This is a genomic window from Dermacoccus barathri (assembly GCF_015070805.1).
Classification (GTDB): Bacteria; Actinomycetota; Actinomycetes; order Actinomycetales; family Dermatophilaceae; genus Dermacoccus; species Dermacoccus abyssi.
Window position 1 is genome coordinate 251,810 of sequence record NZ_JADCTK010000003.1, and the last position, 15,344, is coordinate 267,153.

Annotated in this window: 15 protein-coding genes; 6 read left to right on the top strand and 9 right to left on the bottom strand. The window is 68.6% G+C overall.

All coding sequences use genetic code 11. The features are described 5' to 3' along the window. Positions 1 to 16 precede the first annotated feature (16 nt). Genes IM689_RS06855 through IM689_RS06870 form a run of 4 tightly spaced genes read left to right on the top strand, consistent with a single transcriptional unit; the run spans position 17 to position 2,725 of the window. The gene (locus IM689_RS06855) at positions 17 to 763 is read left to right on the top strand and encodes an energy-coupling factor ABC transporter permease (RefSeq protein ID WP_082128877.1); all 747 of its coding nucleotides are present in this window, start codon (positions 17 to 19) and stop codon (positions 761 to 763) included. Further along, positions 760 to 1,128, top strand: a complete 369-nt coding sequence (locus tag IM689_RS06860; protein ID WP_129665071.1) for an energy-coupling factor ABC transporter substrate-binding protein — start codon at positions 760 to 762, stop codon at positions 1,126 to 1,128. The genes IM689_RS06855 and IM689_RS06860 overlap by 4 nt, the downstream gene beginning before the upstream one ends. A 2-nt stretch (positions 1,129 to 1,130) precedes the next feature. Further along, positions 1,131 to 1,910 (top strand): cobalt ECF transporter T component CbiQ, encoded by a 780-nt coding sequence (cbiQ, locus tag IM689_RS06865; RefSeq protein WP_193643418.1) that lies wholly within the window; start codon positions 1,131 to 1,133, stop codon positions 1,908 to 1,910. Next, positions 1,907 to 2,725 carry an energy-coupling factor ABC transporter ATP-binding protein gene (locus tag IM689_RS06870; RefSeq protein ID WP_193643419.1) on the top strand — a complete coding sequence of 273 codons (819 nt, stop codon included), beginning with the start codon at positions 1,907 to 1,909 and terminating at the stop codon, positions 2,723 to 2,725. The genes cbiQ and IM689_RS06870 overlap by 4 nt, the downstream gene beginning before the upstream one ends. Positions 2,726 to 2,804: 79 nt before the next feature. On the opposite strand, the gene fbaA is transcribed toward IM689_RS06870, so the two are convergent. Together fbaA and IM689_RS06880 are read right to left on the bottom strand one after the other, a co-directional pair. Continuing rightward, entirely contained in the window at positions 2,805 to 3,911 is a 1,107-nt protein-coding gene (gene fbaA / locus IM689_RS06875) for a class II fructose-bisphosphate aldolase (protein ID WP_264674276.1), read from the bottom strand. A gap of 94 nt (positions 3,912 to 4,005) precedes the next feature. Beyond that, positions 4,006 to 4,704 (bottom strand): TrmH family RNA methyltransferase, encoded by a 699-nt coding sequence (locus tag IM689_RS06880; RefSeq protein WP_227484578.1) that lies wholly within the window; start codon positions 4,702 to 4,704, stop codon positions 4,006 to 4,008. 110 nt (positions 4,705 to 4,814) lie between these two features. Between IM689_RS06880 and IM689_RS06885 the strand changes: the two genes are divergently transcribed. Together IM689_RS06885 and IM689_RS06890 are read left to right on the top strand one after the other, a co-directional pair. Continuing rightward, positions 4,815 to 5,495, top strand: coding sequence for a DedA family protein (locus IM689_RS06885; protein ID WP_047312407.1), 681 nt, complete (start codon positions 4,815 to 4,817; stop codon positions 5,493 to 5,495). A gap of 163 nt (positions 5,496 to 5,658) precedes the next feature. Continuing rightward, entirely contained in the window at positions 5,659 to 6,426 is a 768-nt protein-coding gene (locus IM689_RS06890; RefSeq protein ID WP_129665061.1) for an inositol monophosphatase family protein, read from the top strand. A gap of 38 nt (positions 6,427 to 6,464) precedes the next feature. On the opposite strand, the gene IM689_RS06895 is transcribed toward IM689_RS06890, so the two are convergent. The 7 genes from IM689_RS06895 to IM689_RS06925 are packed head-to-tail and all read right to left on the bottom strand — an operon-like array spanning position 6,465 to position 15,268. Further along, complete coding sequence (locus tag IM689_RS06895) at positions 6,465 to 7,634, bottom strand: acyl-CoA dehydrogenase family protein (protein ID WP_193643421.1); 1,170 nt, start codon at positions 7,632 to 7,634, stop codon at positions 6,465 to 6,467. Next, positions 7,631 to 8,410 (bottom strand): TIGR03084 family metal-binding protein, encoded by a 780-nt coding sequence (locus IM689_RS06900; protein WP_193643422.1) that lies wholly within the window; start codon positions 8,408 to 8,410, stop codon positions 7,631 to 7,633. The genes IM689_RS06895 and IM689_RS06900 overlap by 4 nt, the downstream gene beginning before the upstream one ends. 55 nt (positions 8,411 to 8,465) lie before the next feature. Beyond that, complete coding sequence (locus IM689_RS06905; protein ID WP_129665055.1) at positions 8,466 to 9,065, bottom strand: TetR/AcrR family transcriptional regulator; 600 nt, start codon at positions 9,063 to 9,065, stop codon at positions 8,466 to 8,468. A gap of 45 nt (positions 9,066 to 9,110) precedes the next feature. Further along, positions 9,111 to 9,899: an enoyl-CoA hydratase family protein gene (locus tag IM689_RS06910; protein WP_193643423.1), complete on the bottom strand. Its 789-nt coding sequence runs from the start codon at positions 9,897 to 9,899 to the stop codon at positions 9,111 to 9,113. Continuing rightward, the gene (locus IM689_RS06915; RefSeq protein WP_193643424.1) at positions 9,896 to 11,899 is read right to left on the bottom strand and encodes an ATP-binding protein; all 2,004 of its coding nucleotides are present in this window, start codon (positions 11,897 to 11,899) and stop codon (positions 9,896 to 9,898) included. The genes IM689_RS06910 and IM689_RS06915 overlap by 4 nt, the downstream gene beginning before the upstream one ends. A 7-nt stretch (positions 11,900 to 11,906) precedes the next feature. After that, a complete protein-coding gene (locus tag IM689_RS06920) occupies positions 11,907 to 13,508 on the bottom strand; it encodes an acyl-CoA carboxylase subunit beta (protein ID WP_193643425.1) in 1,602 nt (533 codons plus the stop codon). Then, entirely contained in the window at positions 13,496 to 15,268 is a 1,773-nt protein-coding gene (locus tag IM689_RS06925) for an acyclic terpene utilization AtuA family protein (protein ID WP_227484579.1), read from the bottom strand. The genes IM689_RS06920 and IM689_RS06925 overlap by 13 nt, the downstream gene beginning before the upstream one ends. Positions 15,269 to 15,344 lie beyond the last annotated feature (76 nt).

Genomic DNA, 15,344 nt, shown 5'->3' on the forward strand with positions numbered 1-15,344 from the left:
GGGAAGGTGCATTGCCATGCATATTGCCGAGGGCTTCTTGCCACCCCTCCACGCGGCCGCTTGGACGGCCGTCTCCGCGCCGTTCGTCGTTCACGGCGTCCGCCGCATCACGCAGATCACGCGTGAACACCCTGATTCCAAACTCCTGCTCGCCGGCGTCGGTGCCTACTCGTTCGTGCTGTCGGCCATCAAGCTGCCGTCGGTCACGGGCAGTTCGTCGCACCCGACGGGCACGGGTGAGGGCGCCGTCATCTTCAAGCCACCCGTCATGGCCGCGTTGGGCACGATCGTGCTTATCTTCCAGGCGTTGCTGCTCGCGCACGGCGGCCTGACGACGTTGGGCGCCAACGTGTTCTCCATGGCGATCGTCGGGCCGTGGGTCGCCTACGGCACCTACCGTCTCCTGGGCCGGGCGCCGTTCTCGGTGGCCGTCTTCTTCGCCGTCGCCCTGGCCGACCTGGCCACGTACGTCGTCACCGCCACGCAGCTGGCCATCGCGTTCCCCGACGCCCAGAGCGGCTTCTTCGGCGCATGGTCGCGCTTCCTCGGCCTGTTCGCGCTCACTCAGATTCCGCTCGCCATCGTTGAGGGCCTCATCGGCGTGCTCCTCATGAACGCCCTGCGTTCGTGGGCGGGCCCGCAGCTGCAGGGCCTCGGCTTCGGCAAGGGCCGCCGCGATGTCTTCGACGACGAGCCTGGCGAATCCGACACTCCCGCCACGACCGACGACACCCTCAACACGCCCGCCGGAGGTGCCCGATGAAGCGCTCGACCGTGTGGAAGAACGTCGCACTTCTCGCCCTGGCGGCCGTCGTGTTCGCTATCGCCCTGCTCATGGGCACCCACTCCGGCGGTGAGTTCGGCGGAACGGACGCCGCTGCCTCCGAGCAGATCGAGGCCTCGAACAAGGACTACGAGCCGTGGTTCTCGCCGATCTGGGAGCAGCCCGGCGGCGAGGTCGAATCAGGCCTCTTCGCGCTGCAGGCCGCCATCGGCGCCGGCATTCTCGGCTTCGTGCTCGGCACGTTCCGCGAGCGCCGTAAGCGTTCGACGGAAACGGCGCCGAACGCCGACGACTCCCCGCAGAACGCCGCACGCACCCCCGAGTCGACAACCCACAGCAGCTGACCGTGGGAGCCAGGACGGGCCCCGGCCCGGCCGTCGATCGCGCCGCCTGGAGCAACAGGTGGCGCGATCGCTCCGTTCTCGAGAAGTCGGTGCTCAGTCTCGGGCTGCTCGTCGTCGCGATGGTGACGCGGGCGCCCTGGCTCCACGCCGCCGTCGTCGTGGTCTGCCTGGTCGCGATCCTCGTCGGCGCCCGCGTCGAACCGAGGCTCGCCTCCCGCGTTCTCACGCTGCCGGTGACGTTCATCGTCCTCGGGGCACTCGTGGCGGCGGTGTCGATCGGCCACCCCGCTCCTGACGCCGTGTGGTCGTTCGGCCCGTTCTGGTCGGCGCCGGCGTCTATCGAGCGTTCCGTCGAGACGGTCGGCCGCTCACTCGCGGCGGCCTCGGCCCTCATGCTGCTCGCCCTCACCACCCCAATGACCGACCTCCTGACGGCGGCCCGTCGCGCCAAGGTGCCCGCGACGATGGTGGAGATCGCGGGCCTCGTCTACCGGATGCTCTTCGTCCTCCTCGACGTGGCAGGCAACGTCCGGGCTACGCAGGAGGCCCGTCTCGGGTACGCGTCGCCGCGCATCGCCCGGGCCAGCGTCGCATCGCTACTCTCCGCCACGCTCCGAACGGCCTGGGTGCGGGCTCAGCGTCTCGGCGAAGGGCTCGAAGGGCGCGGCTTCGACGGCGCGCTCGTCGTCACGCCCCGGGCGCAGAACGTCTCAGTGCCGTTCGTCGGCCTCAGCGCTTGCGTGGTCCTCGCGCTCGGCGTCGTCGCGGTGATGACCCGATGAGTGCGCTCGCCCTGCACGGGGTCAGCGTCCGGTACGGCCGCGACGCGTGGGTGCTGCGCGACGTCGACGTGGAGGTCGTGGCGGGCCGTCGCCTCGCGCTCATCGGCGCCAACGGTGCGGGCAAGACGACGCTCCTGCGGACCTTGAGCGGCAGCCTGCGGCCCACCGCCGGCGAGGTTCTCGTCGACGAGACGCCCCTGAGCTTCAAGCGCACAGCACTCACCGCCCACCGCCGCGCCGTGCAGCTCGTCCTACAGGATCCGGACGATCAGCTCTTCTCCGCCGATGTCCACGCCGAGATCTCCTACGGTCCCACCAACCTCGGCCTCGACCCCGACGCCGTCCGTGCGCGGGTGGCCGAGACCGCTGAACTGTTGGGCATCACCGAGCTGCTCACCCGCCCCGTGCATCACCTCTCGTACGGCCAGCGCAAACGCGTCGCCCTCGCCGGCGCCGTGGCGATGCAGCCGCGCTTCCTCCTGCTCGACGAGCCGACGGCCGGCCTCGACCCCGCCGGATGCGCGGCTCTCCTCGCGTGTCTCAAGCGGCTCGAAGGCGCGGGCACGACCGTCGTCCTGTCGACCCACGACATGGCGCTCGTGTGGGAGTGGGCCGACACCGTCACGCTGCTCGACGCCGGGTGGGCCGGCAGCGACGATGCGGGCGCCCTCCTGGGCGACGCCGACCTCCTCCGTCACGCGCAGCTCGATCGACCGTGGCAGGCGGACCTGCTCGACGCCGCAGGCCTCCCCGTCTCGGCAGCCGACCGCCCGCGTTCCCGCGCTGACGTTCTGGCGGCAGCCCTCCACCGCTGAACGCCGCACAACGAAACGAGCGGCCCGCCCACGATTGTTCGTGGACGGGCCGCTCGCGTCGAACGACTCGGGTGAGGCGTCAGGCCTTCTTGGCGCCCTGGCTCTTGCCGGCGGAGCCGAGGTGCTCACACGCCTCGACGACGCGCTTGGCCATGCCCTCCTCGGCAGCCTTGCCCCAGGCGCGCGGGTCGTACTGCTTCTTGTTGCCGACCTCGCCGTCGATCTTGAGGACGCCCTCGTAGTTGCCGAGCATCCAGCCGGCAATCGGGCGGGTGAAGGCGTACTGCGTGTCGGTGTCGACGTTCATCTTGACGACGCCGTATGACACGGCCTCCTTGATCTCCTCCTCCGACGAGCCCGAGCCACCGTGGAAGACGAGGTGGAACGGCTTGTCCTCGGCCTCGGAGAACTTGGCCTTGACGGCGTCCTGCGCGTCCTTGAGCACGGACGGGCGCAGCTGGACGTTGCCCGGCTTGTAGACGCCGTGCACGTTTCCGAAGGTGAGGGCCGTCATGTAGTACACGTCGGTACCGGCGCCGAGAGCCTCGGCCGTGGCGATGGCGTCCTCGGGCGTGGAGTACAGCTGGTCGTTGATCTCGTTGTCGACGCCGTCCTCTTCACCGCCGACGACACCGACCTCGATCTCGAGGATGATGTTCGCCTGCTGGCACTTGTCGAGCAGCTCCTTGGCGATCTCGAGGTTCTCCTCGAGCGGAACGGCCGAACCGTCCCACATGTGCGACTGGAAGTACGGCTGACCGCCGTCCTTGACGCGCTCGATCGAGGCGTCGACGAGCGGGCGGACGAAGCTGTCGAGCTTGTCCTTCGGGCAGTGGTCGGTGTGCAGGGCGATGTTGACGTCGTAGTTCTTCGCCACCTCGTGGGCGAAGGCCGACATCGCAAGGGCGCCGGTGACCATGTTCTTCACCGTGGGGCCCGAGAAGTACTCGGCGCCACCGGTGGAAACCTGGATGATGCCGTCCGAACCGGCCTCGGCGAAACCACGGATGGCGGCGTTCAGCGTCTGCGACGACGAAACGTTGATGGCCGGGTACGCGAAGCCCTCACGCTTCGCGCGGTCGAGCATCTCGCGGTAAACCTCGGGGGTTGCGATGGGCATGTCCACTCCCTTGTCGATCTGCGGTTCGTGGTCCGTACCGGGTGCTGGCACGGCCGTCCGATTCATCCTTTCACGCACCACAGGGACGTGGGCGTTACGGCGCCGGACGGGCCGAGGAGTGAGCAGCGATGCTCAGCTTTCGGACACTGACACTGCGGGGTCATTCGCCGATGCGCTGGCCGAACACGTGCCGACGGATCCAGGCGTGCATCGTGACGGCGGCCGCGGCGCCGGCGTTGATCGAGCGCGTCGAGCCGAACTGCGCGATGTCGAGAACGGCGTCGGCCTTCTCGAGCGCTTCCGCGCTGACGCCAGGGCCCTCCTGACCGAACAGCAGGACGCAGTGGCGCGGCAGATAGAACGTCTCGAGGGGCACGCTGCCCACGACGTTGTCGATGGCGTAGACGGGGATGCGCGTCGCGTTACCCGCGGCGTCAGCCGGGCCGGCAGTTGCCGCCCACATGAGCAGGTCGTCGACCGACGGGTGGTGCATCTCGTGTTGGTAGCGGTCGGTCACCATCGCGCCCCGACGGTTCCAGCGGCGCCGGCCGACGATGTGGAACGCCTTGGCGTTGAACGCGTTGGCCGTGCGGATGACGGAGCCGATGTTGAAGTCGTGCTCCCAGTTCTCGACCGCCACGTGGAAGTCGTGCCGCGACGCGTCGAGGTGCCTGACAATGGCGTGGTGGCGCCAGTATCGGAACCGGTCCTCGACGTTGCGGCGGTCGCCGTCACGCAGGAGTTCCGGGTCGAAGCGAGCGTCGAGTTCACCGTCGTCATCGAGCGGCCACGGCCCCTGCCACGGTCCGACCCCGACGACGTGATCCGGACGTTCCTCGATCGCTTCACCCACGAGCATCAAGGGTAGTGGCCGCCCCGGCGGCCCGCGCGAACCTCTCATTTGCCCCTCACCGCCGCGGCGTTGCTCACAGGCCCCACACCGGCCACCCCGGTACGCTCGACGACGTGATGCATGCCCTCGGCCCCGACTTCATGGACCCGAACTACCTCCTCAGCCACTTCGGCGGAGCGTTCTTCTGGGTCTCCCTCGCCATCGTCTTCGTCGAGTGCGGACTGTTCTTCCCGCTCCTTCCCGGCGACTCCCTGCTCTTCGCCATCGGCATGTTCACCGCGACGTCGGCGACGAGCGGCTTCGACATCCCGCTCTACGTCTCGCTGCCCGCGCTGTGCATCGCGGCGTTCCTTGGCAACGTCGTCGGCTACGAACTCGGACGCCTGCTCGGCACACCGCTGTACGAACGCGACGGCAAGATCCTCAAGAAGAAGTACTTTGAACAGACCAACGCGTTCTTCGACAAGCACGGCAACAAGGCCCTCGTCATCGGCCGATTCGTGCCTATCGTGCGCACGTTCATCACCGTCGTTGCCGGCGCCAGCCACATGGAGCGCAAGCGCTTCTTCACGTGGTCGGCCGTGGGCGCCGTGCTGTGGGTCTTCTCCATCACGTTCGCCGGGTATTTCCTCGGCAAGGCCTTCCCCGGCCTCGGCAAGAACATCGACATCGCCATCATGGCCATCGTCCTCGTAAGCGTGCTGCCGATGGCCTACGAGTGGTTCGCCCACCGCCGTCGCACCAAGGCTCTCGTCAAGGAAGCCGGCGACATCATCGACCACGACCCGACGAACTGACTTCCTCGCCGCATTATGCGGCTCGACCTCAGGCCCCCGAGAAGGTTCTCGAGGGCCTGACCTTTTCGCTCGATACAACACGGTTCGGGAGAGGCCGTCGTTCCGTGTTGCACGCTCACGACGGCGACATCGCGGGCCCACCGGGGCCACTAGGATCGGACGTGTGGATACCCAGGCCGTCCTGACCATGCTGCAAGAAGCCGCCGACGAGTTCATCAACCCCCGATTCGAATCTCTCGCCCGACACGAGGTCATGGAGAAGAACCCCGGCGACCTCGTGACGGTCGCCGACCGCGAGGCCGAGGTCGCCATCACCGCCCGCCTTCTGGACGCCTACCCGGACGCACTCATCGTCGGCGAGGAAGCGGTCGCCGCCGACCCGAGCATCCTCGACCGAACCGAGCACGCCGATCACTGGTTCACCGTCGACCCGGTCGACGGCACGAAGAACTTCGTCCACGGCTCCCCCGACCACGGCGTCATGGTGGCCGAGATGCGCGGCGGCGACGTCGTCCGCAGCTGGATGTGGCAGCCGCAGCACGGAGTCGCCTACGTCGCGGAGAAGGGCGCAGGGGCGTTCCGCAACGGCGAGCGCATCGCCCCGCGCACCGTCGGCGAGGTTGCCCAGGGCGTCACGTCGCGCCCCACCCGCGTCGGTGAGTCGCTCGACGGCCTGCCGCCGCTCAAGCTCTCCTGGGTGTGCTGTGCCGTCGACTACCCGCAGATCGCCTCCGGCGGCGCCGACTACATCCTCTACGTCACGACGAAGCCCTGGGACCACGCACCCGGCGCGCTGTTCATCCGCGAATCGGGTGGTGTTTCCGCCTACGCCGACGGCACCGACTACGACCCGCGCTTCGAGCGCACTCCGACGCCGCTGCTCGTCGCCGCCGACCCGCAGTTGCACGAGCGCCTGCGCTCGCACCTGTGACCTCACCTCTGGCGATCGCACATCGAGGCTGACGACCTTCAGCGCGTGAACCCGAGGCGTCGCGCCGCCATCTGGTTGAGGATCTCCACCGTGCCCCCGCCGATGCCGAGGATGCGCACGTCGCGGTACTGACGCTCGACCTCCGACTCGGCCATGTAACCCGTGCCACCGAAGAGCTGCAGGGCCTTGGACGCCACCCACTCGGCGGTCTCCGTGGCCGTGTTCTTCGCGAAACACACTGCAGGAATCAGGGATTCGACGCTCTCGCCCTCCTCGTACCGGTCGACGACGTGTCGGGTGTAGACGCGGGCGACGTCGATTCGCCCTGCCATGCGGGCCAGAAGGTCCTGCACGCTCTGACGCGCGATGAGCGGTTCGCCGAACGTCCGGCGCTCACGCGCCCACGCCACCGCAAGATCGAGGCAGCGCTGCGCTTGCGAGTACCCCTGCGCTGCGAGTGCCACCCGCTCGGACACGAAGGCCGAACCGATGAGCGCGAATCCCGCGTTCTCCGGACCCACGAGGTTTTCGGCGGGCACGCGGACGTCGGTGAACGACAACTCCCCCGTGTCCGACGATCGCCACCCCAGCTTCTTGAGTGGACCATTGACCGCGAAGCCGGGCGCACCCTTCTCGATGACGAGCAAGGAGATGCCGCGAGCGCCGGGCAGGTCGACTCCGCCGGTGCGCACCGCCGTCGTGACGAAGTCGGCACGGCAGGCCGACGTGATGAACGTCTTGGAGCCGTTGACGACGTAGGCGTCGCCGTCCCTGCGCGCCGTGGTGCGCAGGTTGCCGACATCCGAACCGCCGCTGGGTTCGGTGATGGCGAGGGACCCGACGAGTTCGCCCGCCAGCGTCGGCGCCACCCAGCGGGCGATCTGGCCCGCATCACCCGCGGCGACGATGTGGGGGCAGGCAATCCCTGCGGTGAACAGCGACGCGTACGTACCCGCGGCACCGCCGGCCTCGTGGAACGCCTCGGTGAGCGTGAGGCTCTCGCGCTGCCCACCGCCCTGTCCGCCGGCCGACTCGGGAAAACCGGTGCCGATCAGGCCCTGCCGTCCCGCTGCCTGCGACAATGAACGGGGCAGGAGCCCCGCCTCCTCCCGCTCGTTCTGATGCGGCAGAACGGCGTCACGCGTGAATCGGGTGACGCTCTCGCGCAGTGCCGTGAGCTCTGGCGTCGTCCACGGATCGAGGCTCATGACGATGCGCCGCGACGCCCGGGACGGCCCGCGAAAGCTTGCGCGATCGTGGCCCAGGTGCGGGCCTCGCCCTCGAAGCGAAGGTTCAGGTCGTCGGCCGAGCGACGCTGGGTGACGAGCAGGACGAACTCCTCGAGATCACCCTCCACCCGGCCGGCGGCGTCCGGCGGCCCCCACGTCGAAATCGCCCCTTCGCCGTCGGTCAGTTCGATGCGAAACTCCTCGGTGGGCGGTGGGACATCGTTGATCCCGTACGCGAAATCGCGCGTTCGCACCCCGAGGTGAGCGATGTCGCCGAGCCCCTCGTTCGTCGGACGGGCGAGGCCGAGTGCGTCGTAGACGTCCTGGGCGTGCGCCCAGGTCTCCATGAGCCGGGCGGTGGCCATCGAGCGCGCCGACATCGGCGGGCCGAACCACGGGATGCGACCGGCGTCGCCCGGGCGGGATTCCAACGCCTCGACGAGACGTCGCCGCCCCTCGCGCCATGTCGCCAGGAGTTCTGCGCGCGGCCTGCTCGCCCACCGGTGTGCTTCGAGGTCGACGATGTCGGGTGTCGTCATCGCCTGGGCGACCAACTCCTGGAACCGGGTCGGGTCGGCGCATGCCAGCAGGGCGACCTCGTCCGTCCACGCGAGGTGGGCAACCTGGTCGGCAACGTCCCAACCGGCTGCAGGCGTCGCGCGGCGCCAGTCGGTGTCGTCACGTGTCGCGACGGCGTCATCGAGCGCATCACACTGGGTGAGGAAGGCTGCTGTGACGTCGCGAAGTTCACTCATGTGCCGATGTTGTCACCAGAACCGACACCAAACAAGCATCTTTGCTTGTTTTATTTCAGGGGAGGTCGAGCCCCTCTGTGAGATGCGGCAGCCAGGTCTCGATCACGCGCGAACGACGCTTCGAGTCGTCGGAGAGAATGTTGGCCAACCCCAGGCCGCGCAGGAGGTCGAGAGTTACTTCGACCAGCCGGCGCACCGCCGGGTCGCTCCCATCCGCGCCGAGCATTTCGATGGTCCGCTCGTGCACGTCCTGACCGAAGCGTCGCTCGAGCTCGAGAACGCGATCACGCAGGTCATCGTCGACCGCTGCGGCCGTCCACACCGGAAGCGCGGCACGGAAAGTGATGCCCGTGAACAGCTCGGCGAGCTGATCGACGACGGCGCCCACCTTCTCGGCTCCCTCGACACCCTCGGGGGTACGAAACTCCCGCAGGAGTCGGGAGCGCTGCTCGAACATGTAGTGCAGCGCGGCCAGCGTCAGGTCCTCACGCGTGGGGAAGTGGTGCTGCAGCGCGCCGCGGCTCGTGCCCGCGTCCGCCGCGACGAGACCGACCGTCGTCTCGTTCCAGCCCCGGTTCGCCAGGGAGACCACCGCGGCGTCGAGAATGCTCTGCCGCGTGCGGCGGCTGCGCTCCTGCTTGGGTTCTGTAGTCATGAGGCCTCGAATGCTGCCAGGACGGGCCCGGAGGCGCGAATCGCCTCAGCCGAGAACCCACGCGGGGCGGCGCTTCTCACGGAAAGCGGCGATGCCCTCACGTGCCTCGTCGGAGGAGAACAGGCGCATCGACTGTGAGCCGAGGTTCGCCCGCTTTCGCTCGATTCGCACCAGGATCTCCTCGTTCAGCAGACGCTTCGTCTCCCGCAGGCCCTGCGGTGAGCAGTGAGCGAACGCGTCGGTCAGCTGTTTCAGCTCGCTCACGAGACCGTCATCGGTGGTGGCAGCGGCCGACACGAAGGAGAGCTCGGCGGCACGGGCGGCGTCGAAGGTCTCACCGGTGAGGAACACTCGCGCGGCGTCCCGGCCGGCGAGACGCGGCAGGATCGTCATAGAGACGATCGAGGCGGCCAGGCCCAGGCGTACCTCGGTGAGGGCGAAGTCCGCCTTCGGCCCCGCGACGACGAGATCGCAGGCTCCCACGAGACCCATCCCGCCGGCCCGGACATGCCCCGTGACGAGCCCGACGATCGGCTTGTCGTGAGCGAGCATGGCAACCATGAGATCGGTGACCGCGTCGGCCGGACTCTTTCGTTCCGCGCCCGGCACCGGAGGCGACGTGAGGTCGGCGCCCGCGCAGAACGTCGACCCCGTGTGAGTGAGGACCACGCAGCGCGCCGTGTCGTCGCTCTCCGCCCTGGTCAGCGCCTCGGTGAGCTCGTGTACGAGGCGAGGCGACAGGGCATTACGGTTCGCCGGCGAGTCGAGAGTGATCGTCGCGACGCCGCCCGCAACGTCGTAGCGCACCACCGGCTCCTGAGTGTTCTCGCTCATGCCTGCTCCCCCTCGGCCTCGGCATCGACGACGGCCAGCACGGTGCCGGGCTCGACCTGGTCGCCCACTTTCACGTGAAGGGCGCTCACGACTCCGTCAGCGCTCGCCGTCACGGACTGTTCCATCTTCATCGCCTCGAGCCACACGAGTGGCTGACCTGCCGTGACGCTCTGGCCGACCTCGACCGCCACGTTCGTGACGACGCCGGGCATGACGGCCGTGAGCGCCCCTTCCGCGAGGCGGCTCGCAGCGTCGACGAAACGCGGCTGGGCGGCGAGGGTGCGTGTACCGAGCGCGCCGCCGTCGACGACGACCGTGGCGCCGTCTCGATAGCGGTCGACACGGAACGTGCGCACGACGCCGTCGATCTGCAGGCGCACCTCGCCGCCTGAGGCGCTGAGCACCTCGAGCGATTCGATGCCGCCCGGAAGCTCGGCGAACTCCACCCGCCCGCGCCGCTCGCGGTAGCGCACCTCGAACGACTCGTCGCCGATCGCGTAAGTCCGGTTCTGGTACTCACCCGCCAGGGAGCGGAAGCCCGCGGGGAAGCCACCGGTCGGCCCGTCACGCCAGGCGTCGACACTCCGGTCCGCGAGAGCGCTGACGCAGGCCGCCAGCCCGGCGTTCAGACCGGCGTCCGGCACGAGGTCCTGCGGCGGGTGCATCGTGTAGAAGCGTGTGTCGAAGTCGCCCTCGAGAAAGTCCGGCGCCAGCAGCGTCGCCACGAGCAGATCACGGTTCGTCGTGAGGCCGTGGACCTTCGCCCTGCGCAAGGCCTGCGCGAGACGACGCACCGCCGTGGCGCGCTCGTCGGCGAACGAGATGACCTTCGCGATCATCGGGTCGTAGTGGATGCCGATTTCCGAACCGCTCTCCACGCCCGCGTCCAGGCGAATGCCACCGGACGCCGGCGGGGTGAACGTCGTCTCGACGAAGGGCACCTCGAGCAGTTCGAGCGTGCCGCTCGCCGGAGCCCAGTCCGTCAGCGGATCCTCCGCGTAGAGGCGCGCCTCAACGGAATACCCGCGCATCACAGGCTCGTCGCCCCCGAGCGCCACACCTTCGGCGCAGTCGATCTGCAGCCCGACGAGGTCGAGCCCCGTCACACACTCCGTTACCGGGTGCTCGACCTGGAGGCGCGTGTTCATCTCGAGGAACCAGAAGTTCCCCCGATCGTCGGCGAGGAACTCGACGGTGCCCGCACCCCGGTAGCCGGCGGCGCGAGCGGCATCCCGAGCGGCCGTGGCGAGGCGTTCGCGCATGTCGCCGCCGACGCGTTCGACGAGCGGCGCCGGCGCCTCCTCGATGACCTTCTGGAGGCGACGCTGCACGGAGCACTCACGTTCACCGATGGCCCAGACGGTGTCGCGGGCGTCAGCCATGACCTGCACTTCGATGTGGTGGCCTGACTCGACGTAGCGTTCGCAGAAAACGGTGCCGTCACCGAAAGCGCTCTCGGCCTCACGCGAGGCCCGCGCGAAGGCGTCCTCCAACTCCTCGAGGGCGCGCACGACGCGGATACCGCGCCCGCCGCCGCCCGCGGACGCCTTGACGAGCACCGGGAGGTGGTCGGCGGTGATCTCCTCGACGGGGAGGCGCTCGAGAACGGGCACACCGGCGTCCTCCATCATCGCCTTCGAGGCCACCTTGGACGCCATCATGTCGATGGCTTCCGGCGGCGGGCCGATCCACGTCAGGCCCGCGTCCATGACGGCGCGCGCGAAGTCGGCGTTCTCCGACAGGAACCCGTAGCCCGGGTGGACGGCGTCCGCTCCCGCGCGACGGGCCGCGTCGACGATGAGGTCGGATCGCAGGTAGGTCTCCGCCGGCGTCACGCCGGCAAGCCGGACGGCTGCGTCCGCTTCGCGCACGTGGGGGGCGTTCGCGTCGGCGTCGGAGTACACGGCCACGGTGTCGATGCCCCGGGCTCGGCACGTCGCGAAAACACGCCGGGCAATCTCGCCGCGGTTGGCGACGAGCACACTGGTGATGGTCGTCATCGCTGCCTCACATCCTGAAGACGCCGAAGCTGTCGGCGCCCTCGTACTGGCCGGAATGGATCGCCGAGAGCGAGAGCCCCAGCACGGTGCGGCTGTCACGCGGATCGATGATGCCGTCGTCGTAGATGAGGCCGGAGAGGACAAGCGGTAACGACTCGCTCTCGACCTGCTTCTCGACGTAGGCGCGGATCTGCTGCGCCCCGTCCTCGTCGAAGGGCTTGCCCTGGCTCCGCGCCGACGCCTTGGAGACGGTGTACACGACCTCCGCGAGTTGAGCGGCGCCCATCACGGCCGAGCGGGCGCTCGGCCAGGCGAAGAGGAACCGCGGGTCGTAGGCACGCCCGCACATGCCGTAGTGACCTGCGCCGTATGAGTTTCCGACGATCAACGACAGGTGCGGCACGGTTGAGTTCGACACCGCGTTGATCATCATGGCGCCGTGCTTGATGATGCCGGCCTGCTCGTACTGCGTGCCGACCATGTAGCCGGTCGTGTTGTGAACGAACAGCAGCGGCGTGTTCGAGCGGTTGGCCAGTTGGATGAACTGCGCGGCTTTCTGCGCTTCCTCGCTGAACAGGACACCCCTGGCGTTGGCGAGAATGCCGATCGGGTAGCCGTGCAGCTGCGCCCACCCGGTGACGAGCGACGTGCCGTAGAGAGCCTTGAACTCGTCGAAGTCGGAGTCGTCGACGATGCGGGCGATGATCTCGCGCGGATCGAACGGCATCTTGAGATCGGGCGGCACGATGCCGAGCAGTTCCTCCTCGGGATACCGCGGCGGCTCGGGTGACGTCGTGGCAGGTGCGGGGCCACGCTTGCGCCAGTTGAGACGACGCACGATGCCGCGGCCCAGCCGGATCGCGTCGGGCTCGTCGACGGCGTAGAAGTCGGCGAGGCCGCTCGTGCGCGCGTGCATCGCCGCACCGCCGAGCGATTCGTCGTCGGCTATCTCGCCCGTGGCCGCCTTGACGAGCGGCGGCCCGGCGAGGAAGACCTTCGAGCGCTCCTCGATCATGACGACGTAGTCGCTCATGCCGGGCAGGTAGGCCCCGCCGGCCGTCGAGTTACCGAACACGATCGCGACGGTCGGGACGCCAGCCGCGGACAGCTGCGTCAGGTTGCGGAAGGTGGCACCGCCCGGAATGAAGATGTCCTTCTGGGTCTGCAGCTCCGCGCCACCGGACTCGACGAGCGAGACCACGGGCAGACGATTCTCTCGTGCCACGTCTTGGAGCCTCAAGGTTTTCCTGAGCGACCACGGGTTCGACGCTCCGCCCTTCACCGTCGGGTCGTTGGCGATGATCATGCACTCGACGCCCTCGACCACTCCGATACCGCCGACGACGCTGCCGCCGACGGCGAAGTCCGAGCCGTAACCGGCGAACGGGGCGAGCTCCAGGAACGGTGCGTCACGATCGAGCAGCAGTTCGATGCGCGCTCGCGCGGTGAGCTTGCCGCGTTTCGCGTGACGTGCGAGCGCCTTCTCACCGCCGCCGAGCACCACCTGCTGGGCGACTGCGTCGATCTCGTCGAGCTGGCTCTGCATCCCGCGGCAGTTCGCTTCGAACTCCGGTGACGCGGGGTCGACGACACTCTTCAAGACGGCCATGACAGGTCTCCTTCCGATGACGATCCGACGAGGTCGGCGGGAACGGCGATGTGTCGGGCTCGCAACCACTCCCCGAGGGCCTTGGCCTGCGGGTCGAAGCGAGCGCCGTAGGCGACGCCTTCGCCGAGGATTCCCTCGACGACGAAGTTGAGCGCGCGAAGGTTCGTGAGCAGGACGCGGGTCACGCTCAGGGTTTCGGTCTCCGGCAGCAGCCGCTTGAACTCCTCGACCGTGAGATTGGCGAGCAGCCACGCGTAGGCGTTGTCGTCGCGCGCCCACACCCCGACGTTGGCGCTGCCGCCCTTGTCGCCGGATCGAGCGCCGAAGATTCGACCGAGCTCGATGGTGCGAGTCGCGCCGGCAGTGCCGGGCAACGGCGGGCGGGCACCGACTTCGGTCAAGGGCTCGAGCGGTGCGGTCTCGCGCGGCGGGTCGATGGTGACGCGTCGGCCGTCCGGCAGAGTGACCCGATGACTGGGTACGCCCTGATCGACGTACCCAGCCGTGTAGACGCCGTACGCACTCCCTCCCGACGGCGGTCGGGTGAGGAAGCATCCGGGGTAACTCGCAAGGGCGATGTCGACGGCGGCAGCCGAGAAGGCGCGGCCCACGACGACGGCGTTCTGATCTCGAGCGACGACGCGCAGGATCGACGCGGCCCGCTCGATGGTGTCCGGGTCCGTGTGAGAGGTCTTGGCGAGTGACCACTCCACTTGGGCGGGCTGCGTCGTCATCGCGTGGGTCATCTGCTCCTTGACGAGATCAGCCTTGGCCTCGATGTCGAGGCCGGTGAGGACGAACTCCAACTCGTTGCGGAATCCGCCGAGGCGCGTGCAGGAAACCTTGGCCTTCGGCGGTGGCAGTTCACCGCGAGCACCGCGGACGAGCACTCGATCGGGGCCGACCTCGCTCACCTCGAGACTGTCGAGGCGCAGCACCGCGTCGGGGCCGGCGTAGCGAAGATCCTGGATCTCGTAGAGCAGTTGGCTCAGCACCGTCTCGCGCGTGACGGCACCGCCTGTGCCTTCGTGCTTCGTGATGACGGCCGAACCGTCGGAGCCGACCTCGGCGATGGGAAAGCCTGGCCGAGTCATGTCGGCGACTTCGCCGAAGAAGGCGAAGTTGCCGCCCGTGGCCTGGGTGCCGCACTCGATGATGTGCCCTGCCGCCATGGCGCCGGCGATCTCGTCGAGCTGCTCACGGCCCCAGCCGAAGTGGGCTATCGCCGGGCCGACGACGAGTGAAGCGTCCGTGACGCGGCCCGTGACGACGACATCCGCACCCGCTGTGCAGGCCTCCGCGATCCCGAACGCGCCGAGGTAGGCGTTGGCGAGAACCCCTTCACCGAGACCGAGGTCACCGGCGCGGGCGCTGAGGTCGTCGCCGTCGACGACGGCCACGACGAGGTCGAGCCCCTCCCCCTCGGCGAGTTCTCGCACTGCATCCGCACACCCGGCGGGGTTGAGCCCGCCGGCGTTGACGACGATGCGTACGCCCTTCTCCTTGGCGGTTCGCATGTTCTGTTTCATCGCGGCGACGAAGGTTCGCGCGTACCCAGCGGCCGGGTCTTTCATGCGGTCCTTGAACAGGATGAGCATCGTCAATTCGGCGAGGTAGTCGCCGGTGAGAACGTCGAGGTCGCCCCCTTCGAGCATCTCGCGCATGGCGGAGGGCCGATCGCCGTAGAAGCCGGAACAGTTCCCGACGCGCAGGCGAGCCTCGGGGCCTCCCGGGCTCGGCGCGTTCTCCATCTGCGTCATGCGACGAACATGTCACAGTCGAAATAAATAAACAAGCAAGCATGCTTGCTTTTGATTCAGGGCGGACCTAGCGTGC

What these genes read in the sequence shown, in the direction of transcription:
- IM689_RS06855 (WP_082128877.1), top strand. Translation starts at nt 17, where the DNA reads ATGCATATTGCCGAGGGCTTCTTGCCACCCCTCCACGCGGCCGCTTGG.
- IM689_RS06860 (WP_129665071.1), top strand. Translation starts at nt 760, where the DNA reads ATGAAGCGCTCGACCGTGTGGAAGAACGTCGCACTTCTCGCCCTGGCG.
- IM689_RS06870 (WP_193643419.1), top strand. Translation starts at nt 1,907, where the DNA reads ATGAGTGCGCTCGCCCTGCACGGGGTCAGCGTCCGGTACGGCCGCGAC.
- fbaA (WP_264674276.1), bottom strand. Translation starts at nt 3,911, where the DNA reads ATGAATCGGACGGCCGTGCCAGCACCCGGTACGGACCACGAACCGCAG.
- IM689_RS06880 (WP_227484578.1), bottom strand. Translation starts at nt 4,704, where the DNA reads ATGCTCGTGGGTGAAGCGATCGAGGAACGTCCGGATCACGTCGTCGGG.
- IM689_RS06885 (WP_047312407.1), top strand. Translation starts at nt 4,815, where the DNA reads ATGCATGCCCTCGGCCCCGACTTCATGGACCCGAACTACCTCCTCAGC.
- IM689_RS06895 (WP_193643421.1), bottom strand. Translation starts at nt 7,634, where the DNA reads ATGAGCCTCGATCCGTGGACGACGCCAGAGCTCACGGCACTGCGCGAG.
- IM689_RS06900 (WP_193643422.1), bottom strand. Translation starts at nt 8,410, where the DNA reads ATGAGTGAACTTCGCGACGTCACAGCAGCCTTCCTCACCCAGTGTGAT.
- IM689_RS06905 (WP_129665055.1), bottom strand. Translation starts at nt 9,065, where the DNA reads ATGACTACAGAACCCAAGCAGGAGCGCAGCCGCCGCACGCGGCAGAGC.
- IM689_RS06910 (WP_193643423.1), bottom strand. Translation starts at nt 9,899, where the DNA reads ATGAGCGAGAACACTCAGGAGCCGGTGGTGCGCTACGACGTTGCGGGC.
- IM689_RS06915 (WP_193643424.1), bottom strand. Translation starts at nt 11,899, where the DNA reads ATGACGACCATCACCAGTGTGCTCGTCGCCAACCGCGGCGAGATTGCC.
- IM689_RS06920 (WP_193643425.1), bottom strand. Translation starts at nt 13,508, where the DNA reads ATGGCCGTCTTGAAGAGTGTCGTCGACCCCGCGTCACCGGAGTTCGAA.
- IM689_RS06925 (WP_227484579.1), bottom strand. Translation starts at nt 15,268, where the DNA reads ATGACGCAGATGGAGAACGCGCCGAGCCCGGGAGGCCCCGAGGCTCGC.